Annotated in this window: 27 protein-coding genes; 19 read left to right on the top strand and 8 right to left on the bottom strand. The window is 68.7% G+C overall.

Annotated features, from left to right (window positions below; translation table 11 throughout):
* The first annotated feature begins 8 nt into the window (after window positions 1–8).
* Both AB0H78_RS17495 and AB0H78_RS17490 read left to right on the top strand, forming a co-directional pair.
* On the top strand, window positions 9–1,178 hold the full coding sequence (locus AB0H78_RS17495; protein WP_363235287.1) for a UDP-N-acetylglucosamine--N-acetylmuramyl-(pentapeptide) pyrophosphoryl-undecaprenol N-acetylglucosamine transferase: 1,170 nt from the start codon (window positions 9–11) through the stop codon (window positions 1,176–1,178).
* Window positions 1,175–2,191, top strand: a complete 1,017-nt coding sequence (locus tag AB0H78_RS17490) for an SDR family NAD(P)-dependent oxidoreductase (protein WP_363235285.1) — start codon at window positions 1,175–1,177, stop codon at window positions 2,189–2,191. The genes AB0H78_RS17495 and AB0H78_RS17490 overlap by 4 nt, the downstream gene beginning before the upstream one ends.
* A 34-nt stretch (window positions 2,192–2,225) precedes the next feature.
* On the opposite strand, the gene AB0H78_RS17485 is transcribed toward AB0H78_RS17490, so the two are convergent.
* The gene (locus tag AB0H78_RS17485; protein ID WP_363235284.1) at window positions 2,226–2,861 is read right to left on the bottom strand and encodes a TetR/AcrR family transcriptional regulator; all 636 of its coding nucleotides are present in this window, start codon (window positions 2,859–2,861) and stop codon (window positions 2,226–2,228) included.
* Between the two features lie 206 nt (window positions 2,862–3,067).
* Here AB0H78_RS17485 and AB0H78_RS17480 point away from each other — a divergent pair, with 206 nt between their 5' ends.
* The 8 genes from AB0H78_RS17480 (at window position 3,068) to AB0H78_RS17445 (ending at window position 9,513) form a co-directional block, all read left to right on the top strand.
* Entirely contained in the window at window positions 3,068–4,045 is a 978-nt protein-coding gene (locus AB0H78_RS17480; protein WP_363235283.1) for a tetratricopeptide repeat protein, read from the top strand.
* A gap of 608 nt (window positions 4,046–4,653) precedes the next feature.
* Window positions 4,654–5,286 carry a DUF6230 family protein gene (locus AB0H78_RS17475; RefSeq protein ID WP_363235282.1) on the top strand — a complete coding sequence of 211 codons (633 nt, stop codon included), beginning with the start codon at window positions 4,654–4,656 and terminating at the stop codon, window positions 5,284–5,286.
* 89 nt (window positions 5,287–5,375) lie between these two features.
* Window positions 5,376–5,972, top strand: a complete 597-nt coding sequence (locus AB0H78_RS17470; protein ID WP_363235281.1) for a DUF6114 domain-containing protein — start codon at window positions 5,376–5,378, stop codon at window positions 5,970–5,972.
* The gene (locus AB0H78_RS17465) at window positions 5,962–7,221 is read left to right on the top strand and encodes a hypothetical protein (protein WP_363235280.1); all 1,260 of its coding nucleotides are present in this window, start codon (window positions 5,962–5,964) and stop codon (window positions 7,219–7,221) included. The genes AB0H78_RS17470 and AB0H78_RS17465 overlap by 11 nt, the downstream gene beginning before the upstream one ends.
* Before the next feature lie 87 nt (window positions 7,222–7,308).
* Window positions 7,309–8,013, top strand: a complete 705-nt coding sequence (locus AB0H78_RS17460) for a hypothetical protein (protein ID WP_363235279.1) — start codon at window positions 7,309–7,311, stop codon at window positions 8,011–8,013.
* Entirely contained in the window at window positions 8,010–8,393 is a 384-nt protein-coding gene (locus tag AB0H78_RS17455) for a hypothetical protein (protein ID WP_363235277.1), read from the top strand. Before AB0H78_RS17460 ends, AB0H78_RS17455 begins: the two co-directional genes overlap by 4 nt.
* Window positions 8,394–8,403: 10 nt before the next feature.
* Window positions 8,404–9,078, top strand: coding sequence for a hypothetical protein (locus AB0H78_RS17450; protein WP_363235276.1), 675 nt, complete (start codon window positions 8,404–8,406; stop codon window positions 9,076–9,078).
* 177 nt (window positions 9,079–9,255) lie between these two features.
* Window positions 9,256–9,513 (top strand): hypothetical protein, encoded by a 258-nt coding sequence (locus tag AB0H78_RS17445; RefSeq protein WP_363235275.1) that lies wholly within the window; start codon window positions 9,256–9,258, stop codon window positions 9,511–9,513.
* A 26-nt stretch (window positions 9,514–9,539) separates the two neighbouring features.
* On the opposite strand, the gene AB0H78_RS17440 is transcribed toward AB0H78_RS17445, so the two are convergent.
* Together AB0H78_RS17440 and AB0H78_RS17435 are read right to left on the bottom strand one after the other, a co-directional pair.
* Window positions 9,540–9,740: a DUF397 domain-containing protein gene (locus AB0H78_RS17440; RefSeq protein ID WP_363235274.1), complete on the bottom strand. Its 201-nt coding sequence runs from the start codon at window positions 9,738–9,740 to the stop codon at window positions 9,540–9,542.
* Window positions 9,646–10,563, bottom strand: a complete 918-nt coding sequence (locus AB0H78_RS17435) for a helix-turn-helix transcriptional regulator (protein ID WP_363235273.1) — start codon at window positions 10,561–10,563, stop codon at window positions 9,646–9,648. Before AB0H78_RS17435 ends, AB0H78_RS17440 begins: the two co-directional genes overlap by 95 nt.
* Before the next feature lie 104 nt (window positions 10,564–10,667).
* Here AB0H78_RS17435 and AB0H78_RS17430 point away from each other — a divergent pair, with 104 nt between their 5' ends.
* The 5 genes from AB0H78_RS17430 to AB0H78_RS17410 all read left to right on the top strand — a co-directional run bounded on the left by AB0H78_RS17430 (window position 10,668) and on the right by AB0H78_RS17410 (window position 14,926).
* Complete coding sequence (locus tag AB0H78_RS17430; RefSeq protein WP_363235272.1) at window positions 10,668–11,102, top strand: ATP-binding protein; 435 nt, start codon at window positions 10,668–10,670, stop codon at window positions 11,100–11,102.
* Window positions 11,103–11,284: 182 nt separating this feature from the next.
* Window positions 11,285–12,583 (top strand): sugar ABC transporter substrate-binding protein, encoded by a 1,299-nt coding sequence (locus tag AB0H78_RS17425; RefSeq protein WP_363235271.1) that lies wholly within the window; start codon window positions 11,285–11,287, stop codon window positions 12,581–12,583.
* A gap of 31 nt (window positions 12,584–12,614) precedes the next feature.
* Window positions 12,615–13,619, top strand: a complete 1,005-nt coding sequence (locus AB0H78_RS17420; RefSeq protein ID WP_363235270.1) for a sugar ABC transporter permease — start codon at window positions 12,615–12,617, stop codon at window positions 13,617–13,619.
* Window positions 13,616–14,443, top strand: a complete 828-nt coding sequence (locus tag AB0H78_RS17415; protein ID WP_363235269.1) for a carbohydrate ABC transporter permease — start codon at window positions 13,616–13,618, stop codon at window positions 14,441–14,443. Before AB0H78_RS17420 ends, AB0H78_RS17415 begins: the two co-directional genes overlap by 4 nt.
* Window positions 14,444–14,485: 42 nt before the next feature.
* The gene (locus AB0H78_RS17410; protein WP_363235268.1) at window positions 14,486–14,926 is read left to right on the top strand and encodes a GNAT family N-acetyltransferase; all 441 of its coding nucleotides are present in this window, start codon (window positions 14,486–14,488) and stop codon (window positions 14,924–14,926) included.
* On the opposite strand, the gene AB0H78_RS17405 is transcribed toward AB0H78_RS17410, so the two are convergent.
* On the bottom strand, window positions 14,923–15,279 hold the full coding sequence (locus tag AB0H78_RS17405) for a hypothetical protein (RefSeq protein ID WP_363235267.1): 357 nt from the start codon (window positions 15,277–15,279) through the stop codon (window positions 14,923–14,925). The two genes, AB0H78_RS17410 and AB0H78_RS17405, sit on opposite strands and share 4 nt — an antisense overlap.
* 59 nt (window positions 15,280–15,338) lie before the next feature.
* Between AB0H78_RS17405 and AB0H78_RS17400 the strand changes: the two genes are divergently transcribed.
* Window positions 15,339–15,794: a MarR family transcriptional regulator gene (locus tag AB0H78_RS17400; RefSeq protein ID WP_363235265.1), complete on the top strand. Its 456-nt coding sequence runs from the start codon at window positions 15,339–15,341 to the stop codon at window positions 15,792–15,794.
* 78 nt (window positions 15,795–15,872) lie between these two features.
* Here the strand turns inward: AB0H78_RS17400 and pyk are convergent, their stop codons facing one another.
* The 3 genes from pyk to pta form a co-directional block, all read right to left on the bottom strand.
* Window positions 15,873–17,303: a pyruvate kinase gene (gene pyk / locus AB0H78_RS17395; protein ID WP_363235263.1), complete on the bottom strand. Its 1,431-nt coding sequence runs from the start codon at window positions 17,301–17,303 to the stop codon at window positions 15,873–15,875.
* 115 nt (window positions 17,304–17,418) lie between these two features.
* Entirely contained in the window at window positions 17,419–18,603 is a 1,185-nt protein-coding gene (locus AB0H78_RS17390; RefSeq protein WP_363235262.1) for an acetate kinase, read from the bottom strand.
* The gene (pta, locus tag AB0H78_RS17385) at window positions 18,600–20,723 is read right to left on the bottom strand and encodes a phosphate acetyltransferase (RefSeq protein WP_363235261.1); all 2,124 of its coding nucleotides are present in this window, start codon (window positions 20,721–20,723) and stop codon (window positions 18,600–18,602) included. The genes AB0H78_RS17390 and pta overlap by 4 nt, the downstream gene beginning before the upstream one ends.
* Window positions 20,724–20,994: 271 nt before the next feature.
* On the opposite strand from pta, the gene AB0H78_RS17380 reads away from it, so the two are divergent.
* Complete coding sequence (locus tag AB0H78_RS17380) at window positions 20,995–22,020, top strand: ATP-dependent 6-phosphofructokinase (RefSeq protein WP_363235260.1); 1,026 nt, start codon at window positions 20,995–20,997, stop codon at window positions 22,018–22,020.
* A gap of 179 nt (window positions 22,021–22,199) precedes the next feature.
* Here AB0H78_RS17380 and AB0H78_RS17375 read toward each other — a convergent pair whose 3' ends face one another.
* Entirely contained in the window at window positions 22,200–22,970 is a 771-nt protein-coding gene (locus AB0H78_RS17375; RefSeq protein WP_363235259.1) for a LysR family substrate-binding domain-containing protein, read from the bottom strand.
* Between the two features lie 57 nt (window positions 22,971–23,027).
* Between AB0H78_RS17375 and AB0H78_RS17370 the strand changes: the two genes are divergently transcribed.
* Both AB0H78_RS17370 and AB0H78_RS17365 read left to right on the top strand, forming a co-directional pair.
* The gene (locus tag AB0H78_RS17370; protein ID WP_363235258.1) at window positions 23,028–23,441 is read left to right on the top strand and encodes a DUF5997 family protein; all 414 of its coding nucleotides are present in this window, start codon (window positions 23,028–23,030) and stop codon (window positions 23,439–23,441) included.
* A gap of 83 nt (window positions 23,442–23,524) precedes the next feature.
* A complete protein-coding gene (locus AB0H78_RS17365; RefSeq protein ID WP_363235257.1) occupies window positions 23,525–23,890 on the top strand; it encodes a VOC family protein in 366 nt (121 codons plus the stop codon).
* Window positions 23,891–23,904: the final 14 nt, after the last annotated feature.

The following is a 23,904-nucleotide window of genomic DNA, read 5'->3' as shown; positions in this document are numbered from 1 at the left end:
CTGCAGTCATGCGGACATCGACTCGTACCAGCACGACTCGGACCACGGCTGCTCCTCCCTCCGTCGTCATCGGCGCAGGCGGCACCGGCGGCCACATCTATCCCGGGCTCGCACTCGCCGACGCGCTGCGCCGGGCCGACCCGCGCGCCGTCGTCACCTTCGTCGGTACGGAGCGCGGGCTCGAGACGCGGCTCATCCCCGACGCCGGATACCGGCTGCACACCGTCGACATGATCCCCTTCGACCCCGCGCTGGGCGCCCGCCGCTATCTGCTCCCCGCCGCCCTGCTCAAGTCGGGCGTCCAGTGCCGCACCATCCTGCGCGAGCAGGGCGCCCAGGTCGCCGTCGGCATGGGCGGCTACCCGAGCGCCCCCGTCATACTCGGCGCCAGGATGGCCGGGCTGCCCAGCGTCATCCACGAGTCCAACGCCGTTCCCGGCCGCGCCAATCAGTTCGCCGCGCGCCTCACCCCGCACCTCACGGTCGCCTTCGACCGCAGCCGCGCGCACCTCGCCGGAGGGCAGAACGCCGAGACCGTCGGCATGCCGATCGCCGCCCCCATCGCCACCCTCGACCGTGCGGCCCTGCGCGACGAGGCCAGGCGCGCCCTCGGTGTCCCCGACCGCGCCCGGCTCGTCCTCGTCAACGGGGGCAGCCTGGGCGCCGCCCGGCTCACCGAAGCCGCGGTCGGGCTGGCCTCGCGCTGGCAGTGGCGCCAGGACGTGCACCTGCTGATCAAGACCGGTCCCGCCGCCCTGGACGCGGCCCGCATACGCCTCGCCGACGAGGGCGGCGACCGTGTCGCCCGCGCCGTTCCCTACCTCGACCGGATGGAACTGGCCTACGCGGCAGCCGACCTGGTCGTCTGCCGGGCCGGCTCGGCGACCGTCGCCGAACTCGCCACCACCGGCGTCCCCGCCGTCCTCGTCCCCTATCCGCACGCCCCGGGCGACCACCAGACCCACAACGCCCGCGTCCTGTCCGACGCCGGCGCGGGCCTGCTGCTCCCCGACGCCGAGACCACCGCCGACCGGCTCGCCGAACTCGTCGGACCGCTGCTCGACGACCCCGCGCGGCTCGCCGCGATGAGCGGCGCCGCCCACCCCTCCACCCACGCGCAGGCGGCCGATCTGCTGGCCGCCACCGTCCTCTCGTACGCAATGGAGCACGCCGCATGACCACTACGGCCACCCCCGCCCCCGCACCCTGGAAGAACCGCACCGTCCTCGTCACCGGCGCCGAGGGCTTCATCGGCTCGACGCTCGTCGACCTCCTCGTCGAACAGGGCGCGAACGTCCGGGCTTTCGTCCACTACAAGCCGTACGCCGAGAAGGGCCACCTCGCCCACCACATCGGCCACGCGAGCCACGTCGAGATGCTCGCGGGCGACGTCCGCGACGCCGGGCGCGTCAGCGACGCGGTGGCCGGCTGCGACACCGTTTTCCATCTCGCCGCCCTGATCGGCATCCCGTACAGCTACGACTCCCCGGGCGCGTACGTCCAGACCAACGTCGTCGGCACCGAGAACGTCGCCGAGGCCTGCCGCCGCCACTCCGTGCGCCGCCTCGTCCACACCTCCACCAGCGAGGTGTACGGAACCGCGCTCACCGCCCCCATCAGCGAGAGCCACCCGCTCCAGCCGCAGTCCCCGTACTCCGCGTCGAAGATCGGCGCCGACATGATGGCGCTCTCCCACTTCCACGCCTTCGACCTGCCGGTTACGGTGGTCCGCCCCTTCAACACGTACGGCCCCCGCCAGTCGGCCCGCGCCGTGATCCCCACGATCCTGGCCCAACTCCACTCCGGGGCACGGCAGATCAAGCTCGGCTCGCTCGCCCCGACCCGCGATTTCACGTACGTCACCGACACCGCCAGGGGCTTCCTCGCCCTGGCCGACTGCGACCGCGCACTGGGGGAGAGCGTCAACCTCGGTACGGGCCAGGAGATTTCGATCGGCGACCTGGCCGAGGCGCTCGTCGCCGCGTCGGGCCGGGACGCCGAGGTAGTCGTGGACCCCACCCGGCTGCGCCCCTCGGGCAGCGAGGTCATGCGGCTGCTCTCCGACAACACCAGGGCCCGCGAGTGGGCGGGCTGGGAGCCGCAGGTCCCGCTGACCGAGGGGCTCGCGCGCACCTCGGAGTGGATCGCGGAGCACCTGCACCTCTTCGCGGCCGACCGCTACCAGGTCTGAACAGGGCCTGAACCGGGTCTGACCAGGGCCTGGCTCAGCCCTGTACGGCGCCCAGCCCCGACACCAGCAGCAGCGTGAAGCTGCGGGCCCACGCCTCGTCGATGGGCTCGCAGCTCACCAGCGTCCGGTGCACCACGGCACCGGCGATCACATCGAAGATCAGGTCCGCGTTGCGGGCCGCCGCGACCGCGTCCTCCTCGTACGGCAGCTCCCCGCGCGCCTGCGCCCGCTCGCGGCCGACCAGCACGAGGCGCTTCTGCCGGTCGACGATGGCGGTACGGATCCGCTGCCGCAGCGGCTCGTCGCCTGTCGACTCGGCGACCACCGCCATCAGCGCGGTCTTGGTCTCCGGCCGTTCCAGGAGCGCGGCGAACTGCAGCACCACGCCCTCCACATCGGCCAGCAGGCTTCCCCTGTCGGGCAGTTCGAGCTCGTCGAAGAGGACCGCCACCGCGTCCACGACCAGCTCGTTCTTGCCCGCCCAGCGCCGGTAGAGGGTGGTCTTGGCCACCCCCGCACGGATCGCCACATCGCCCAGGGTCAGCTTGGACCAGCCCAGTTCGACCAGGGCGTCCCGGGTCGCTTCGAGAATCGCGGCGTCCGCGGCGGTGGAACGCGGGCGGCCCGTACGAGGCGTGGGAGGCGTAGGAGACGTGGGGGGAGGCGGCATGCCCGCGACCATACCGGTCGGTAGGTAGCGGAGTGAGTGAGTCAGATCACGAAGAATTCCCGCGCCGGGGCGGTCGCCGCCCAGTTACGCTACGACTCGTAGCGTAAAGAGCGACAACCACGGCGCCGGGTGGGGACCCGGTGCTTCCCGAACTCAATACGCCAGTGGCTTTCCGGAACGAGCGGCCGAAGGGGGAGGATGTACTCATGCAGCCTAGGAACATGTCCATGAGCGGCGTCGTCGACCTCGCCGCAGTGAAGGCGGCCAACGAGGCCCGGCAGAAGGCGGAGCAGGCGCGCGCCGAGGCCGCCAGGCAGGGCGGCGGAGCCCCCGCAGCGGTCTCCCCCTCTTCTCTTGTCATCGATGTCGACGAAGCCGGCTTCGAGCGCGATGTACTCCAGCGCTCCGCCGAGGTCCCGGTCGTCATCGACTTCTGGGCCGAGTGGTGCGAGCCGTGCAAGCAGCTCGGCCCGCTGCTCGAGCGCCTCGCCGTCGAGTACAACGGCCGTATCCTCCTCGCGAAGGTGGACGTCGACGCCAACCAGATGCTGATGCAGCAGTTCGGCATCCAGGGCATCCCGGCCGTCTTCGCCGTCGTCGCCGGCCAGGCGCTCCCGCTCTTCCAGGGCGCGGCGCCCGAGGCCCAGATCCGCGAGACCCTCGACCAGCTGATCCAGGTCGGCGAGGAGCGCTTCGGACTCACCGGCATCGTGGTCGACGGGGACGCCCCCGCGGGCTCGGCGGAGCCCGCCCCGATTCCGGTCGGCCCCTACGACGCCCTTCTGGAGGCCGCCGTACAGGCCCTGGACGCCAATGACTTCGGCGGCGCGGTCCAGGCGTACAAGAACGTCCTGTCCGACGACCCGGGCAATGAAGAGGCCAAGCTCGGTCTCGCCCAGGCCCAGCTCCTCCAGCGCGTCCAGAGCCTGGACCCGCAGCAGGTCCGCAAGGACGCCGCAGAGAAGCCGGCCGATGTCGCCGCGCAGATCGCGGCCGCCGACCTGGATCTGGTCGGCGGTCACATCGAGGACGCCTTCGCCCGGCTCGTCGACACGGTCAGGGTCACGGCGGGCGACGAGCGGGACACCGCACGCGTGCGGCTCCTCGAACTCTTCGAGGTGATCGGCGCCGATGATCAGAGAGTGACGGCGGCGCGTGGCGCGCTGGCCCGGGTCCTCTTCTGAGGCTGCGCTGAGCTGTCACTAAACGCGTGATGTCAGCGGGAAACCCCTGACGATTTGGCGACACAGAGACAACAGGCGGCCGCGCTTTACCAAAACTTGGTAAACGCGGCCGCTGTTACTCGTAGTAAGGCAAGCGGGTCGTTCTGCCCGCTTTTGAGTGGCAATCACCGCACATAAACCCTGGGTCGGGTCCACCCTGTGTGTCCGCCTGATGTCGGCACGTCGTGGCCTGGTTATACGTCCGTTACTAGCGGGTAACGAGACCCCTTGTGCGCAGCCCCCGAATGGACCACGATCGGCCAGGCTCGGTCCAATAACGCACCGGTGCGACATCCGGTCGTGCTGTGGCGGATTGGGTCCCCACCGGGTCGGTCGGCGGCAGTGGCGCCGACCGTGGACAGGGGGGTTCCTGCTACCCGGCAGGGCCTGTCCGTGAGGTTGCGCGAACGCGTGGCCAGTGGTTGTCGCTCGGGGGTGATCGCCGTTGTTTCGGAATGCAACTTCGCCTCCGATGCTGGCGCTCTCCTTCCCGAGGACGTAGCACTTCTCCCATCCCAGGACGGGCTCAGGTCCGATCCGGAGATGTACGTCCGAGAAGGAGGATTTTTATGAGTTCCCAGGTACGTGGCGGGACCAGATGGAAGCGGTTCGCGCTGGTCATGGTGCCCGCAGTGGCCGCGACGGGCGCGATAGGCGTGGCCATGGCGCAGGGTGCGCTGGCGGCTTCGTTCAGCGTCTCCGGCCAGAGCTTCAAGGTCACGACAGACGAGCTCCGGGGCAAGGGCTTCAGCCAGTACGGCGGTGTCGACACCGGGTACGACCTCAAGGGCAACAAGGCCGCGCACGCGGTGGCGATCTCCGGCTTCAAGTCGGCCACGATCACCAACATGTGCCAGTCCGTCGTCACCCCTGATGTGCCGTTCCTCGGTTCGGTCACGCTGGTGCTGAAGGCCGGTGGCGGCGGTACGCCTGTCGAGGCGGACAACCTCTACCTCGACGTCGAGGACCTCGACGCCGACGCGGTCTTCCACAACATCGACATCGGTGTTGCGGCCAAGGACGCCAGCAAGGGCCCGGACATGAAGCCGGGTGAGAAGGCGAACCCGTTCGGCTTCGCACAGCAGGCCGACAGCGTCGAGCTCTCGCACGTGAAGCAGAAGGCGTGGGCCACCACTGCCGGAACCTTCAAGCTCAGTGGGCTCAGCATGCGTCTGAAGTCCGGCACGCACGAGTGCTACTAGGCACACCTCGGGCGGGCCGGTAAGCACCCGGTCCGCCCGTCCCACTCACTTCTTCTCAAGGCAATGCCGGTACCAGGGAGCTGTTTTCCATGAGCGCCGAGTCCTCAGGTGACCGCGATTTCACATACTGGCGGCTGCGATTTCAGGCTTGGAGGGGTGTACGCCCCTTCTGGGCCGGTCTGTTCACCCTGCTCAGCGGGGCGCCGATCATCTACTTCCCGTACTTCAACCTGCACCTCGGCCACCTCACGATGGCCATGGCGACAACGGCGGGTGCGGGCTCGCTGATCATCGGCATCCTGCTGATCACCCTGGGCCTGACGATGTGGTTCCACTCCATCGTCCGGGTCTTCGCGGGTGTCGCGACCATCCTGCTGGGGCTCATCTCGATCCCGCTGTCCAACATCGGCGGCTTCCTGCTCGGCTTCCTGCTCGCCCTCTTCGGCGGCGCACTGGCTGTTTCCTGGGCCCCGGCCAAGAACGCGGGCCAGCCGGCCGAGCCGGCGGCCGGGATTCCGGCGCAGGGCCTCCTCGGAGAGGCGCCCGAAGGCGCAGTCCCCGCAGGCGAGTTCGACCACGCGGCCGTACCGGATCAGCACGCGGCTCAGCATTTGCCGCCGCAACCGCCGGCCGTGCACGACGACACGACATTTGACGCCAACGGTGGGAGGCACCGTGCGGGGTGAAGAAGGTCAGCTGACGCTCTCCGGAGACGATGATCTCCGCGAGAGAAGAGGGCCGCGTCACGCGGCCCCCAGGAAGTCGCTCCTGACCAAGCTGCATATCCCCGCGAACAAGGCGATCGCCCTGGCGGCGATGCCGACGGCGGTCCTGGTCGGGATGGGGCTCACCCCCAAGCTCGCGATGGCCGACGACGACATTCCGTACGCGGCAGGTCCCTGCGTCTCCGCTTCCGACAGCCCGAGTGCGACACCGTCCGAGACGCCCAAGCCCAAGGAATCCGCGACTCCGTCGCCCTCCGCGAGCTCGGACGGCAAGGACGACGGTAAGGGCGACGACACGGCCACGCCGTCCCCGACGGCCAGCCCGTCGGGATCCGCGTCCAAGCCGGCGACGACCGCCGACCCGAAGTCCGGCGCGTCCGCTTCGGCGACCCCGTCGCCGACCGCGACGAAGTCGAAGAACCCGCTCGACCCGCTCGGCGTGGGTGACGCGCTGAAGGACCTGCTGGGCATCAAGGACACCGCTTCGCCCGCGGCCACCCCCGCGCCGACCCCGACGCCCACCAAGTCCTCCTCGACGGCTACCCCGTCGGAGAAGCCGGCGGACAAGGTCACCGACGGCGCGAAGAAGGTGGTGGACGACACCACCAAGGCGATCAAGGACGCGGCGGACAAGGCCGGCAAGACGGTCGAGGACCTTCCCAAGTCCGCCCAGGGTCTGGACGCCAAGAAGGACACGGACATCCCCGACGGCGCCAAGCCGTCCTTCCCGTGCCCCACCGCGGACCCCAAGGCACTCGCGGCCGCCGACCTGGAGACGGGCATCCCCGACCTCCCCTCGGACCCGTGGACGCTGAAGACGCCGCTGCTCACCCTCAAGGGCCTGGACTACAAGGGCATCGTCGAGGTGAAGACCGCGGACGGCAAGATCAAGAAGGTCTTGAAGTTCACGGCCACGGAGCTCGACATCAAGAACCTGCACCAGCTCGTGATCGGCCCGAACGGCTCCACGGCCCATGTGCAGGCGCGCGACGGATCCACGTCCACCGTCAAGGACGGCACGGTGACGATGTACACGGAGTCGCTGAAGGGCAACCTCTTCGGCCTCATCCCCATCACCTTCAGCCCGGCGACCCCGCCCCCGGTGAACGTCCCCTTCGCCTTCTTCACGAACGTGACGGTGACCCAGGCGGGCCAGTTCGGCGGCACACTGACCGTCCCCGGCCTGCACAACTACTTCACCCAGGGCTGATCTTCCGGGAGCCGCGGAACGACGACGGCCCGTATCCCCTCTTCAACGGGGGATGCGGGCCGTAGTCGTCTTGGAGGGGAACAGCCAGTGAGCCGGTTCGTACGCCGCTGCGGGCGCGCGCTGCGGGGCGAATGGCAGCGCGTGATCGTCGACTCCGTACGGGAGGCCAGGCGCCGCGGTCTGCCCGCGTTCTCCCTCGCCCTCCTCGCGACCCTCACGGTGATCGCCCTGCACGAACTCGCCCGGACCGCGCCAGGCGCGGAGGCGATACGACTGACCGGCGAGGTCAGAGGCGACCTCCCGCTGGGCCTGGTCCTCCTCCGTACGCCGGTCTCCCTCTTCCTCGCAGCCCCCGAACTCCCCGTCTGGCCAGGCCTCCCCAAGCTCTTCCTCGCCTTCGCCCTGGCCGAACTCACCCTGGGCCGCGCCCGAACGCTGCTCATTGCGTACGGCACGAGCCTGGCCGGCACGCTGGGAGCCCGCGTGATGTTCGCACTGGGCCCCGACCGACTGGGCGGCCTGCCACCGGAGTTGGCGCACGTGCTGGACACCGGGCCCTCGGCCGGGGTGGTGGGCCTCTTCACGTACATCGCCGTGGTCAGGACCGCACCGGTGCTGTTCGCTCTCACGAGCGGAATCATCGTGGTCCAGTCGGTCCTGAACCCGAACCTCGCGGGCCGCGAGCACTTGATAGCGGTGAGCGTTGCGACGGTTCTGGCGGTGGTGCAACGCAGGCGGTCGGTCCCCGGCAGGGACATCGACGACTTTCGGCCCGAAGGGTGCTTGTCATGAGTTTCAGCATGTATGTGCAGAAGTCCGAGCACGGTGAGTCGGTGCCGATGGACGAGGCTCTGGCCCGAGAGATTCTCAGTCCTCACATCGCGGCAGGCGGAGGTGACCCGGTAGTAGCGGTACGGGCTGACGATGGCGGCGTGACAGAGGTGTACGTGGACGCCAGCGGCCTCATGATCCACCGGCCCGAACGAGACGGGATCTTCGACATTACGGCCGAGCTGATCGACCGGCTCGACGCGGTTCTGCTCATACCGGGCGGGCCGGCCGTCGTCCGGAGTGAGACGGTCCGTGAACACTTGCCGGAAGAGTTGCAACGCGACGCTGTCGTCATCGAGTTGTCCGGCGCGGCCATCCTGCGCGTGCTGGAGACCTGCTGAGGAGTCGGCCATGGGCATTCACAGGGAAGATCTGTACCCGGACCTGACCGCTGCCGGCGGTCTTGGACCAGCTCTGGAAGAGGCGGCGAGGCTGCGCGGATGCGACATCGGGCTGCCGCCCTGGGCGATCGACGCCGTCGTTCTTGAGACGGCACGAGGATTCGTGTCGGTCGATCCTGCGGCAGAGGAGCGACTGTTCCGGGTGGTTGTCCGCATCATCGGGTACACCGAAGACGGGTTCGTCTGGCGGATCGGCTCCACGCGAGATCTTGGATTGTTGGTGGAGGCACTCGCTGCATGGCAGGAAGGGGTTCAGCTCGACGAGTTGAGGTCGAGGTTCGATTTCATGGAACTCGACGAGTTCGCCCGAGCGGTCGAAAGCGGAGAACCCACCGCTTTGCAGTGGTCCGGTCTCCTGTCGACAGAGTTCCACCGGAGGCAGTGGAACCTTCTGCGCCGCTTCCATGCAGATGAGGTACTGGGGAACATGTTCCCCTCGATCACGCACGGCGCGGTCCGACTTCGGGTGGATCCGTTGGACGGAACAAGCCGCCAGGTCCTGGTGCATGAGTTGGACGGGGAGCGGTATGAAGTAGTCCGCGTCGGGGTGCCGGATGCCGTCTGGACCGAGGTGCAGACAGGTGACCTGATCGCCTTCGTGCGAACTGCCTTGCGCCCGCAGTGATCTCGGCAGTCCACAGGCGTGGACTGGTACATGAGAGGCAAGACAAGTTCCTCCGTAATGTTCCGATCCGATCGGACCTTCAGGGTCTGGCGTTTCGGGATCGGACACTCCCAGCTGCTGCTTCGGGCAGTTCCCGACAGCATGGACACCGTTTGCCTGGACCTTCATTTTGAAGATGTGAGCGCAATGCAGTTGGTCCGGCAGTACAAGTCCATCGAGCTCTGCTCCGCGAGCAAGGCCGAAGCCGAAGAGATTCTCGGTTTCTATGGAATCAGTCCGTCCGTCAGCAAGAGGTATCTGCCCGTCGTCCTTCGGTCCCCAAGCGGATCAGGGTTTGTGCTGTGTGGACGCGCTACTGCGCTGCGCGGCGGAGAAGACCGCTTCGGAACCGCCTCCGAAGGCGATGACCGCAACGTCATCTGGAGCAAGCCGTAGGCGGAGCGCTACTCGTTGAGGGTCTCCTACTTGATGTGCTTCAGGAAGGCCGACCACGCGACCGCTGGAATGAGAAGCGCGGGGCCCTGCGGGCGCTTGCTGTCGCGTACGGGGATCAGGGTGGGGTGACCGTCAGCGACTTCTACGCAGTCGCCACCCTGCGTGTTGCTGCGGCTGGACTTGCGCCAGACGGCGGCGCTGAGGTCGGGTGGGGCGACGCGTGTCACGGTAGATGTCCTCCATCGCGGATCGGATCAAGTCGGCCGATGCGCTGGGCGGCAGCGCCTGGGCCTGCAGATGATCGAATGCTAGGGCGTACTCTGCGACGGTTCCCTGATGCTCGGCAAGCTCTCCGGAGTGCGAACTTTCCAGGTAGGCCACATCCGGCCGCCGAGGGAACGACAGCACCGTGAGCGAGCCTCCGAGGAGAGGATGCTCCTCCAGGTCGAACGGTGCTACCTGCACGGTCACATGCTTCATCTCCGTTGTCATGCGCAGGAGTTGGCTCAGCTGCTCGTGCATGACGGCTCCGCCCCCGATCCTGCGACGCAAGACCGCCTCATCCAGGATGGTCCAGAGCACCGGGCCGTCGGGCCTGGCCAGAATCGCCTGGCGTGCGAGCCTTGTCTCCAGCATCGCCTCCAGCTTGTCGCCCACGCTGGGGCGGGCGACACCGAGCAATGCGCGCGCGTAGGCCTTGGTCTGGAGCAGGCCTGGAACCGTATGTGCCATGTACTTCCGGATCTTGCAGGCCTGAGGCTCCAACTCGACATATCGGCGGGCCCAGTCGGGGATTGGCGTCTTCTGGACGTGCGCCCAGAGGTCGCACAGGTCGCCGTCCGCGCCGAGCAGCGCGTCCAGCTTGTCCGACACATCCTTTGGCGGGATCTCCTTGCCCAGTTCGAACTGGGCGATGCGACTGTGCGCGATCGGGACCCGGTCGCCCAGTTCCCGCTGGGTCCAGCCCGCCCGGATCCGGAGCTTGCGCAGCTTCGCGCCGTACAGCTCGGGGAGGGATGACGTGGGGTGGAGTTCCTTTGGTGCGGGCATCGCCGCCCCTCCCGTCCCTTGCCGTTTTCGCTTCGCCGCTTCGAAAACCGTGACCCTTGGTGATCGTAGCCTCACGCACCGATGCTGGTTCCATGAACCAGCAAATGCCAGACGCAAAGCGGGAGTTCGCGCAGCTGTTCAGCTCCACGCGCCGTGGTGCCCATCTCGCCCGGGTCGCTGCTGTCCGGGTGTTGGCCGCCTGGGGGTACGAAGCCGACGTTCCCGCGCTGGTCGTCGCCGAGCTCGCGGCCAATGCCGTCGCCCATTGCCGCACCGCCGGGCGGGACTTCCGGCTCTATCTCGCCGTCGATCCTGACCGATTCGCGGTTCTCCGCGTCGAGCTCTCCGACGCCTGCGCCGATACGCGGCCCGCCCCGCGCCCCTGCCTCCCCGACGACGATGCCGAAGGCGGCCGCGGGCTCGTGCTGGTCGAGGCGCTGAGTCTCGACTGGGGTGTGGCCGACCGGCCGTACGGGAAGACCGTCTGGGCCGAGGTCCTCCTGGAGGTCGGCACCCGCCGTGACCCCTCAGAGGTATAGACCTCTGGTGCCAACCAGGGCCTGTAGCAGGCATGTTGCATGGGCAGCGGCAGCCGTTGTGCACCGCGCAACGCTCATCACGATCCGGTCCCGCTCCCGCAAAGGGGTCTGGACCAGTTCCCGATTGATGGTCAGACTCGCGTCACAGCAGACAGACAGTGAGTCAATTGGGGAGTACGGGAATGAATCGACGAGTCCTCGCGGCAGGTATCGCGCTGGTCATCGGAGCGTCCGCCACCGCATGCGGCGGCGACGACTCCAAGGACAGCGGTTCGGCCACCGACGGCAAGGGCAAGACCCTCACCGTCTGGATCATGGAGGGCACGAACCCGGACGCGAAGCCGTTCTTCAAGGAGGCGGCCGCCGCCTTCAAGAAGAAGACCGGCGCCGACATCAAGGTCGAGTACCAGCAGTGGGCCACCGCCCAGAAGAAGTTCACGACCGCGATCGAGGGCGGCCCGAAGCAGGTCCCCGATGTCGCCGAGGTCGGGACCACCTGGGTGCCGCAGTTCGCCGACGCCGGCGCGCTCGTCGATGTCACCGGCAAGGTGAAGGAATCCGGGCTGAGCGACGACCTCGTCGAGGGGCTCAAGGACGCGGGCACGCTCGACGGCAAGCAGTACGGCATGCCCTGGTACGCGGGCGTCCGGTCGATCCTGTACCGCAAGGACATCTTCGCCAAGTACAACCTCAAGGCGCCCACCACCTGGAAGGAACTCCAGGCGGCCGCCGTGACGTTGAAGCAGAAGGAGCCGAAGCTCGTCCCCTTCCCCGTCGCGGGCGGCGCCGAGATGTTCGCCACCACCTTCATCTGGGGTGCGGGCGGTGAGCTCGCCACCGAGTCCGGCGGCAAGTGGAAGTCCGCCATCAACTCGCCCAAGTCCGTCGAGGGCATCCAGTTCTACACAGACCTGGCGAAGAAGGACAAGGTCTCCCCGGCCAAGGTCAACACCTGGACCGAGAAGGAGGTCGGCGACGCCTGGAAGAAGGGCGAGGTCGGCATGTCCATCTCCGGCAACTGGACGCCCAAGGCCTTCACGGACGCCAACCCGGACCTCAAGGGCAAGCTCGCCGCGGTCCCCGTCCCCGGTCCGACCGGCGGCATGAGCCGGTCCTTCCTCGGCGGCTCGTACCTCTCCACCTTCAAGGGCGACAACCAGGCGCTGGCCTGGGAGTTCGTCAAGATGCTCACCACCGGTGAGTTCGCCACCAAGTGGGCCACGCAGACCAACTACTTCCCCGGGCAGAACTCGGAGCTGAAGAAGGTCGCCGCCGCGAAGGACCCGCTGGTCGAGCCCTTCGCCACGCAGATGCTCGACGCCGGTGCGACCGTCCCGAAGACCAAGGCGTACGGCGAGATCCAGGCCTCCCAGGTCATCCCCAAGATGATCCAGTCCATCCTGAACGGCAAGGCGACCGTCCAGGAGGCGGCCGACAAGGCGGCCGGTGAGATGGACGCGATCTTCGCGAAGAGCGAGTAAGTAGCGACGAGCGAGTAAGAGAGCTGTTGTTGTGAAGAGCACGATCGAGGGCGGCGGGGCGACGGAGGCTCGCCCCGCCGCCGGCGGCGGACCGGGGAAATCCCCCCGTACCCCTGCCGAGAACGCCCGCCGCCGCAAGCGCCTGACCGAGATCACCCGCCCGTGGCTGCTCCTGGCCCCCGCGCTGGTGGTCCTTGCCGCACTCCTGCTGTGGCCGCTGATCCAGGTCGGCAAGCTGTCCTTGCAGGACTACGAGGTGAAGTTCGGCGGCGGCGTCGGCACCTGGACCGGCTTCGACCACTACACCGACCTGCTCTCCAGCTCGCTGCTGTGGAAGACGGTCCTGCCCAACACGGTCTTCTTCGCCGTCGCCTGCGTCGGCCTGACCGTCGTGCTCGGCACCCTCGTCGCCCTGCTGCTCAACCGGCTCGGCACGGCGTGGCGGTTCATCTGCTCCACCGCGATCATGGCCGCCTGGGCGATGCCGGCCGTCACCGGAACGTACGTCTGGATCTGGCTCTTCCAGCCGGAAGACGGCATGTTCAGCAAACTCGCCGGCAATCTGGGCCTCATCGACCCGGCGACGACCAACTGGTTCACCGAGCGGCTGCCGTTCTACGCGATCGCCACCCTGAACGTGGTCCACCACGGCTTCCCGTTCGTCGCGATCACGATCTTCGCCGGGCTCCTGACCATTCCCAAGGAGCTGTACGAGGCCGGGATGCTGGACGGCGCGAACGCCTGGCAGCGCTTCTGGAACATCACCGTCCCGACCATCAAGCCGGTCTTTCTCGTGGTGACCATCCTGTCGACCATCTGGGACTTCAAGGTCTTCACGCAGATCTACATCATGCCGGGCGGCAGCGGCTCCAACGAGGACGTCTACAACCTGGGCGTCTTCTCGTACAACCAGGCCTTCGCCCAGAACGACTACGGCACCGGATCGGCCGCCGCGATCCTGCTGACCGTGCTCCTCCTCGCCATCACCGTCGTGTACATCCGCACCCTCTTCAAGCAAGGGGAGGAGGACCTGTGAGCCGCCCCTCGACCGCGTCCCGCATCGGCCTCGGCTCGGCCGTCGCCGCCCTGCTGGTCTTCACCCTGTTCCCCGTCTACTGGATGGTCTCCACCGCACTCGACCCCAAGGCGGTCACCCGCGGCGCGGACGTCCTGCCCAGCGGAGTGAGCTTCGAGCACTTCAGCTTCGTCTTCAAAGAGGGCAACTTCGGTACCTATCTGCTGAATTCGGCACTCGTCGGCATCGGCACGATCGTGGTCGCCGGAGTCCTCGCCCTCTTCGCGGCGGTCGCGGTCGCCCGCTTCAAGTTCCGCTTCCGTACGTCGGTCCTCGTCATGGTGCTGATCGTGCAGATGGTCCCGCTGGAGGCGCTGGTCATCCCGCTGTACCTCCAGATGCGGGACTACGAACTGCTCGACAGCCTCATCGGCCTGACCATCGTCTACATCGCCCTCTCGCTCCCCTTCGCGATCTGGACCCTGCGCGGCTTCGTGCAGACCGTCCCCAAGGAGGTCGAGGAGGCGGCGTACATCGACGGCTGCTCCTGGCCGCGCATGTTCTGGTCGGTGCTGCTCCCGCTGGTGGCCCCAGGCCTGGTCGCGACGAGCGTCTTCGCCTTCATCACCGCGTGGAACGAGTTCGTCTTCGCGTACACCTTCATGAAGGGCGCCGACAAGTACACGGCCGCGGTGGGCATTTACCAGTTCTTCGGCGAGAACTCGACGTCCTGGGGCCCGGTCATGGCCAGCTCCACCCTGGTCACCGTCCCGGTGCTGATCTTCTTCGTGATCGTCCAGCGCAGGCTGGCGTCCGGCCTGGCGGCGGGCGCGGTCAAGGGCTGAACAGCGGGCGCAGCGATTTCGGTCTCTTGTGATACTCCGGTCATGAAGTGGGAGTTGCGTGCCGCCGAGGCGGCCGACATCGAGACCATCGCCGAGCTGCGGGCCCTCGTCATGAGGCCCGACCTCGTGCGCTTGGGGCGGTACGACGAGGTGCGGGTGCGCCAGCGGTTCCGCGACGGGTTCCTGGCGGAGTACACCTGGGTCGTCGAGATCGAGGGGGAGTTCGCGGGATCCGTGACCCTGCGGCCGGAGGGCGAGGGGCTGTACCTCGAGAACTTCTACCTCGAACCCCGGCTCCAGGGGCAGGGCGTCGGGGCGGGCATCCTCGCCACCCTCTTGCAGCGGGCCGACGACGACGCCCTGCCCGTACGCCTCCAGGTGCTGCAGGGCAGCGCGGCCCGGCGGCTGTACGAGCGGCACGGGTTCGTCCCGGAGACCGAGGACGCGATCGATGTCTTCATGGTGCGGCCCCTTTCGCGCTAGCCGAGCAGCCAGTACGCGGTGGCCAGGTGCAGCACCGCGCCGAGCCCCGAACAGACCGCCATGCCCGCGATCCGCCGCTGGGCGCCGATCGCCAGGTCGCCCAGCTGGGCGGCGCCGAGCACGATCAGGATCGCGGCTGCCCCGGTCGTCCCCGCGCCTCCGGTCAGCATGACGAGGGCGACCAGGCTGAGGGGGAGTGCGCGGGCGGCGTAGGCCCGGGCGTAGAAGTCGACAGCGGGCGTGACCTGTTCACCGCGGCCCAGCGGGAGGGCGGGACGTAAGGCGCCTGCCACGGAGAAGAGTCCGGAGCACAGGGCTGCCGCCGAGTTGGCGAGCGTGAGAGTGGCGTTCATTGGTTCCTTCCTAGAATCATTCAGACTGTGAATGATTCTGGGAAGGTAGCATCGTCGGCATGAGCGATGTCAAGGGCGAGCCGCTGCCCGCCACGGTCACCTTCCGGCTCGGCGTGCTCGGGGCGATGGCCGGAGACCGGTTCGCGGAGGCCGTCAAGCCGTACGGGATCAAGCCCAAGCACGCGGGGGTGATGGCGATCCTCGGCGACGAGCAGGCAGCGTCGCAGCAGGAGTTGGCGACCCGCATGGGCGTCGCGCCCAGCCTGATGGTGTCGCTGGTCGACCGCCTCGAGGCGCTGGACGCCGTGCGCCGCGTACGCGATCCGAAGGACCGCCGGCGTCAGGTGCTGACGCTCACCGCGGAGGGGCGGGAACTCCTTGAGCGGTGCGCGCGGGCGGCGCGTGCGCTGGACGAGGAGCTGCTGGCCGCGCTGACTGTGGCCCAGCGCGCGGCGCTCGGGCGGGCGCTGGAGGCCCTGGCCGGTGCGGCGGGGCTGCCGGCGGACGGAGCGTGAAACGCCGGTGGGCGGCACCCCCCTGACAACTGGGGTGCCGCCCACCGGCGTTGCTGCGTGCTGAGCCGAGCGCGGGTACTAGTCGCGCTCGCTGCCGCCCAGGTGGTGCACCCGGACCATGTTCGTGGTGCCGGGGACGCCGGGGGGCGAGCCGGCCGTGATGATCATGGTGTCGCCGTTGCTGTAGCGCTGGAGCTTCAGCAGTTCGCCGTCGACCAGGTCGACCATCGCGTCCGTGGAGTCCACGTGACCGACGACGTGCGTCTCCACGCCCCAGCTCAGCGCGAGCTGGTTGCGGGTCGACTCCGAGGTCGTGAAGGCCAGGATCGGCTGGCACGTGCGGTAGCGCGAGAGGCGGCGGGCGGTGTCACCGGACTCGGTGAAGGCGACCAGCGCCTTGGCGTCCAGGAAGTCCGCGATCTCGCAGGCCGCACGGGCGACCGAACCGCCCTGCGTGCGCGGCTTCTTGCCCGGCACGAGCGGCTGCAGACCCTTGGAGAGCAGCTCCTCCTCGGCGGCCTCGACGATGCGCGACATCGTCTTGACGGTCTCGATCGGGTACGCGCCCACCGAGGACTCCGCGGAGAGCATGACCGCGTCCGCGCCGTCCAGGATCGCGTTGGCCACATCCGAGGCCTCGGCGCGCGTGGGGCGGGAGTTGGTGATCATCGACTCCATCATCTGGGTCGCGACGATGACCGGCTTGGCGTTGCGGCGGCAGAGCTCGATGAGGCGCTTCTGCACCATCGGGACCTTTTCGAGCGGGTACTCGACGGCCAGGTCGCCACGGGCCACCATCACGGCGTCGAACGCCATGACGACGCCCTCCATGTTGGCGACGGCCTGCGGCTTCTCGACCTTGGCGATGACGGGGACCCGGCGGCCCTCCTCGTCCATGACCTTGTGGACGTCCTTGACGTCGTCGGCGTCACGCACGAAGGACAGGGCGACCATGTCGCAGCCCATCGCCAGGGCGAAGCGCAGGTCCTCGATGTCCTTCTCGGACAGGGCCGGGACGTTCACCGCCGCGCCGGGCAGGTTGATGCCCTTGTGGTCGGAGATGACACCGCCCTCGATGACGATCGTGTGGACCCGCGGGCCGTCGACCGAGACGACCTTGAGCTCGACGTTGCCGTCGTTGATCAGGATCGGGTCACCCTTGGAGACGTCGCCCGGCAGACCCTTGTAGGTCGTACCGCAGATCGACTTGTCACCGGGGACGTCCTCGGCGGTGATGGTGAAGTCGTCGCCGCGGACGAGCTCGACGGGGCCCGAAGCGAACTTGGCGAGGCGGATCTTGGGGCCCTGGAGGTCGGCGAGCACGCCCACCGCACGGCCCGTCTCCTTGGCGGCCGCGCGGACGCGGTCGTAACGGCCCTGGTGCTCCTCATGGGTGCCGTGGCTGAAGTTGAAGCGGGCCACGCTCATGCCGGCCTCGATCAACGAGACGAGCTGCTCGTGAGAGTCGACGGCGGGACCCAGGGTGCAGACGATTTTGGAACGGCGCATAAGGCGGATCCTATCGGTTTGTTTCGCTTCGGAATATTCCGTCTGGTGGAAAGTACAAATGGGCAGAGTTGCGCTCAGGTGTCGGCCGGATTCCCGGGGGAGGAGCGGGGGAGAATCAGCCACGAACCAGGGCGTAAACCTGCTGGGCAATTTCCAGTTCTTCGTCTGTGGGGACCACGGCCACAGCTACTCGCGCGTAATCCGGCGAAATCAGACGCGGTTCGTCGGATCGCACGGAATTGAGATCGGCGTCCAGTGCGTATCCCATCTCCTCCAGACCGTCGATCGCCGCCTCGCGGACCGGCGCCGAGTTCTCGCCGACGCCCGCAGTGAAGGCCACCGCGTCGACCCGGCCGAGAACGGCCGAATAAGCGCCGATGTACTTCTTGAGGCGGTGGACGTACACCCCGAACGCGAGCTGGGCCGCTCCGTCGCCCGCGAGCGCCCGGCGCACCACCTCGCGCATGTCGTTGTCGCCGCAGAGGCCGACCATCCCGCTCTTCTTGTTGAGCAGTACGTCGATCTCGTCCACGGACATGCCCGCCACCCGGGAGAGGTGGAAGACCACGGCGGGGTCGATGTCCCCGGACCGCGTACCCATCACCAGCCCCTCCAAGGGGGTGAGCCCCATGGAGGTGTCCACGCACACCCCGCCGCGCACCGCAGAGGCCGAGGCGCCGTTGCCCAGGTGCAGCACGATGACGTTGACCTCCTCGGGCATCTTGCCGAGCAGCTTGGCCGTCTCGCGCGACACGTAGGCGTGGGAGGTGCCGTGGAAGCCGTAGCGGCGGATGCGGTGCGCGTCCGCGGTCTCCACGTCGATGGCGTAACGGGCCGCGTACTCCGGCATGGTGGTGTGGAAGGCGGTGTCGAAGACGGCGACCTGGGGGAGGTCGGGGCGCAGCGCCTGGGCGGTACGGATGCCGGTGATGTTCGCCGGGTTGTGCAGCGGGGCGACCGGCACGAGGCGCTCGATCTCCGCCAGCACCTCGTCGGTGATGAGCGTGGGAGCGGTGAACTTCAGGCCGCCGTGCACGACCCGGTGGCCGACCGCGGCCAACTCCGGGGAGTCCAGGCCGAGCCCGTCCGTCTCCAGCTCGTGCGAGACCGCTTTGAGCGCGGCCTCGTGGTCGGCGATGGGGCCGCTCGTCTCGCGCTCGCCGTGCTTGACGCGCGAGGTCTCCTCGCCGATCCGCTCGACCAGGCCGCTGGCCAGGCGCGAGCCGTCGGCCATGTCGATGAGCTGGTACTTGAGCGAGGACGAGCCCGAGTTGAGGACGAGGATCCGGGTGGCGGTCATGCGGTGGGCTCCTGATTCTGGGCCTGGTTCTGGCTCTGGTTCTCTGCCTGCGCCTGCGCCTGCGCCTGGATCGCGGTGATCGCGACCGTGTTGACGATGTCCTGGACGAGCGCGCCGCGCGACAGGTCGTTGACCGGCTTGCGCAGACCCTGGAGCACCGGGCCGACCGCGACCGCGCCGGCCGAGCGCTGCACGGCCTTGTAGGTGTTGTTGCCGGTGTTGAGGTCGGGGAAGATCAGCACGCTGGCCTGCCCGGCGACCTCCGACTCCGGCAGCTTGGTGGCGGCGACGGAGGGCTCCACGGCCGCGTCGTACTGGATCGGCCCCTCGATCATCAGATCCGGGCGGGCCGCGCGGACCAGCTCGGTGGCCTGGCGGACCTTGTCGACGTCCGCGCCCGACCCCGAGGTTCCGGTGGAGTACGAGAGCATCGCGATCCGGGGCTCCACGCCGAACTGGGCCGCGGTGGCCGCCGCCTGGACGGCGATGTCCGCGAGCTGCTCGGCGTTGGGGTCCGGATTGACCGCGCAGTCCCCGTAGACGAGGACCTTGTCGGCCAGGCACATGAAGAAGACCGACGAGACGATCCGGGCGTCCGGCTTCGTCTTGATGATCTCGAAGGCGGGGCGGATGGTTGCCGCGGTGGAGTGCACCGCGCCCGAGACCATGCCGTCGGCCAGGCCCTCCTGGACCATCAGCGTGCCGAAGTACGAGACGTCGGCGACGACGTCGAAGGCCAGCTCCACCGTGACGCCCTTGTGGGCGCGGAGCTCCGCGTAGACCTCGGCGAAGCGCTGGCGCAGCTCGGAGGTCTGCGGGTCGATGATGTCGGCCGAGGTCAGGTCGATGCCCAGGTCGGCGGCCTTCTTGCGTACGGCGTCGACATCGCCGAGCAGCGTGATGTCACAGACCCCGCGGCGCAGCAGGACGTCGGCGGCGCGCAGGACGCGGTCCTCGGTGCCCTCCGGGAGGACGACGCGGCGCTTGGACGCGCGGGCCGTCTCCAGGAGTTCGTGCTCGAACATCATCGGGGTGACGCGGCCGCTGCGGGCCACCGAGAGGCGGCCCAGGAGGTCGGTGGTGTCCACGTACCGCTCGAAGAGCCCGAGGGCCGTCTCCGCCTTGCGGGGGGTCGCGGCGTTCAACTTCCCTTCCAGCGCGAAGAGTTCGGCTGCTGTGGGGAAGGAGCCGCCCGCCACCGCGATGACCGGGGTGCCGGGGGCGAGGCGGTCGGCGAGCTTGAGGATCGCCTCGCCGGGGCGCTCGTCGAGGGTCAGCAGGACGCCCGCGATGGGCGGGGTGCCGGCGCTGTGCGCGGCGAGCGAGCCGACGACCAGGTCGGCGCGGTCGCCGGGGGTGACGACGAGGCAGCCGGGGGTCAGGGCGCTGAGGAACTTCGGGAGCATCGCGCCGCCGAAGACGAAGTCGAGCGCATCGCGGGCCAGGCCCGCGTCGTCGCCGAGCAGAACCGTGCCGCCGAGTGCGTGATTGATCTGCGAGACGGTCGGTGCGGCGAGGGCGGGCTCGTCGGGAAGCACGGCGCAGGGCACCGGGAGGCGGGCCGCGAGGCGCTCGGCGATCTCGTCGCGGGCCTCGGGGGCGACGCGGTTGACGATCACGGTGATGACGTCGCAGCCCAGGGCCTCGTACGCGCGGTACGCATTGCGGGTCTCGGCCCGTACGGACTCCGAGGTCTGGCCCTTGCCGCCGACCACCGGGATGACCGAGGCGCCGAACTCGTTCGCCAGGCGTGCGTTGATCGCCAGTTCGTCGGGGAGCTGGGTGCCCGCGAAGTCCGTGCCCAGGACGAGCACCACCTCGTACTCGCGTGCCACCTGGTGGAAGCGGTCCACCAGGCGCGAGACCAGCTCGTCGGTGCCCTGCTCGGCCTGGATCGTGGAGGCCTCGTGATAGTCGAGGCCGTAGACGGATCCCGGGTCCTGGGACAGGCGGTAGCGGGCGCGGAGCAGATCGAAGAGGCGGTCCGGGCCGTCGTGGACGAGGGGGCGGAAGACGCCCACCCGGTCCACCTGACGGGTGAGGAGCTCCATGACTCCCAGCTCGATGACCTGCCGGCCGTCACCTCGGTCGATCCCGGTCACGTACACGCTGCGCGTCACGCGTGCTCTCCATCCTCGTAGTCCGTGTATGCCGGTATGCGGGTATTCAGAGTGATTTATCTGGAGCAAATGCCCCGTTTAGGGTGGTCATGCCCTGTTGACAATACCCCCGTGCGTGGGTACGTCGCCCGCCGGGAAATGGCGGGACCTAAGGCCTGACGCAAGGGTCCCAAGGCCTTCTGTGCCACGGCTGGGAGCGCGCCGGGCCGTACAAGCGTGGAACAATCGGACACGGCTCACATGTCCCAGTAGGAGCAGGAGACACAGCACGATGCGCATCGGAGTTCTCACCGCAGGCGGCGACTGCCCAGGCCTCAACGCAGTCATCCGGTCGGTCGTGCACCGGGCAGTGGTCGGGCACGGCGACGAGGTCATCGGCTTCGAGGACGGTTTCAAGGGGCTGCTCGACGGCCACTACCGCCCCCTCGACCTCAACAACGTGAGCGGCATCCTCGCCCGCGGCGGCACGATCCTCGGCTCGGCCCGGCTGGAGCGCGACCGGCTGCGCGAGGCCGCCGAGAACTGCAGCGAGCTGACCGAGCGCTACGGAATCGACGCCCTCATCCCCATCGGCGGGGAGGGCACGCTCACCGCGGCCCGGATGCTCTCGGACGCGGGGATGCCGGTGGTCGGCGTACCGAAGACCATCGACAACGACATCTCCGGCACGGACCGCACCTTCGGCTTCGACACGGCTGTCGGCGTCGCGACGGAAGCCATCGACCGGCTGAAGACGACCGCGGAGTCGCACCAGCGCGTCATGGTCGTCGAGGTCATGGGGCGCCACGCGGGCTGGATCGCGCTGGAGTCCGGGATGGCGGGCGGCGCGCACGGCATCTGCCTGCCCGAGCGTCCCTTCGAGGTCGACTCGCTGGTGAAGATGGTCGAGGAGCGGTTCTCGCGCGGCAAGAAGTTCGCGGTGATCTGCGTCGCGGAGGGCGCGCACCCGGCCAAGGGCTCGATGGCGTACGAGAAGGGCGAGGTCGACCAGTTCGGCCACGAACGCTTCACCGGCATCGGGACGCGGCTGGCCATCGAGCTGGAGACCCGTCTCGGCAAGGAGGCGCGCCCGGTCATCCTCGGACACGTCCAGCGCGGCGGCACCCCGACGGCGTACGACCGCGTGCTCGCGACGCGCTTCGGCTGGCACGCGGTGGAGGCGGCGCACCGGGGTGAGTTCGGGAACATGACCGCGCTGCGCGGGACCGACATCACGATGGTGCCGCTCGCGGATGCGGTGACGGAGCTGAAGACGGTTCCCGAGGGGCGGATGTACGAGGCCGAGTCGGTCTTCTGACGGTCTTCCGACCGGTGATGCGCGGGACCTAGGTCCCTTCTTGTGACGGGTGAGCGGCCCTGAGCGTCTTCCCCCGAGGACGACTTGGGCCGCTCTTTCGTTCCGTCAGCGCGGCGGGTCCTCCCCGACCAGTCCGTCCACCGACTCGCGGATCAGATCGGCATGACCGACGTGGCGCGCTACCGACGGGGCTTGCCGCGCTTGGTGTTTTTCGCGCCCTTGGCGCCACCGGATCCGCTGCGGGGGCTCTTGCCCGCGGCCTTCTTGGGCGGGGGCTTCTTCTTCGCCTTTTCCTTGTCCTTGGGCTGCGCCGCAGGCGCTCCGCGGCCCCGTGAGCTGTTCACGGTCCGGCCCCGGACGATCCCGATGAACTCCTCCACCAGGTCGGTCGTCTCGTCCTCCCGCCACGCCAGCGCGATGCGCGACTCGGCGATCGTCTCGCCCGTCACCGTCCGGTACGTGAGGTCCTTGCGGTGGTGCAGACGCGCCAGCGACTGCGGTACGAGAAGGACACCGACCCCCGCCGCCACCAGCTCGATGGCGTCGGCCGTCGTCTCCGGACGCTCCTTCGCGGGCTGTCCCGGCAGCTTCTCCCAGCCGAGGGTGTCGTCGAGGGGATGCAGCACGATCTCGTCGGCCAGGTCCTCGGCGGAGATCTCCTCGGTGGCCTCGGCTGCCGCGAAGGCGTGGTCCTTGGGGAGCACGACGACGGTCGTCTCGGTGTAGAGGGGGATCGCGCTCAGGTCCGTACGGTCGATCGGAAGGCGTACGAAGCCGGCTTCCGCGCCGCGCTCGCGCAGGAGGCCGGGGCCTTCGGCGGGCGACACCTGGGTGAGGGTGAGCGGTACGTCGGGCAGCCGCTCGTTCCAGATCCGGACCCACTTGGTGGGGGTCACCCCGGGGACGTACGCGAGCCGGAACGAGCGAGGGGGTGCTTCCGAGCCTGTCACCTGGCCAGGCTACCGGTCGTGGTCAGCGGTCGCGCACGCGCTCGATACCCTTGAGGCATGACGTCGCACCAGAGCACCCAGACCATGAAGCCCGCCACGGCGGCCAAGAAGCTGGATGTGTACCTCGAGGCCACCCCCGCCGAATTCCAGGAGGGTGTCGTCTCGCGCGCCGAGCTGAACGCGCTCCAGACCGACCCGCCGCAGTGGCTGCAGGACCTGCGCGCCAACGGCCCGCACCCCCGCCCGGTCGTCGCCGCGAAGCTCGGCATCTCCATCTCGGGCCTGGCGCGCGGCGGAGTCACCGAAGCGCTCACCACGGAGCAGATCGAGGCGCTGAAGGCCGAGGCCCCGGAGTGGCTGAAGGCGGAGCGCGCCACGCAGGTGGACGTCCGCAAGGAGTCGGTCCGGATCAAGGAGCTGCACGCAGAGAAGGCAGCGAAGGCGGCGGAGCGCGCCGACCAGGACCGCTGAGCGGTTCTCCTTTCTGGGCCCGGAAGCCGCGTGGGGCGCCAAATCGTTAGGACAACTCCCGGGCGCTGATGCAGAGTTGGCACATGTTGGATCACATCGCCATTCAGGTGCACGACATCGCGGCCAGCGCCGCGTTCTACGACGCGGCACTCGCCCCGCTGGGCGGTGAGCGCAAGAAGCAGTACGGCGAGAACATCAGCTTCGGGGTCACGGGCCACCCCTTGTGGCTGGTCCCCGCGGCCGACCCCGCGCCGGCGCGCGAACTGCACATCGCCTTTGCCGCGGCTGACCGCGCGGCCGTGGACGCCTTCTACGCAGCGGCACTCGCGGCGGGAGCCGAGGGTCTGCACGCGCCCAGGCTCTGGCCGGAGTACCACGCGTCGTACTACGGAGCTTTTGTCCGCGATCCCGACGGGAACAACGTCGAGGCTGTCTGCCATCAGCCCTGAGGGCCGCGCAACGC

The sequence above is a fragment of the Streptomyces sp. NPDC050738 genome (genome assembly GCF_040654175.1).
Taxonomy (GTDB): Bacteria; Actinomycetota; Actinomycetes; order Streptomycetales; family Streptomycetaceae; genus Streptomyces.
Note: the sequence above shows the minus strand (reverse complement) of the source record. Positions and strands in the feature narration are given on the sequence as shown.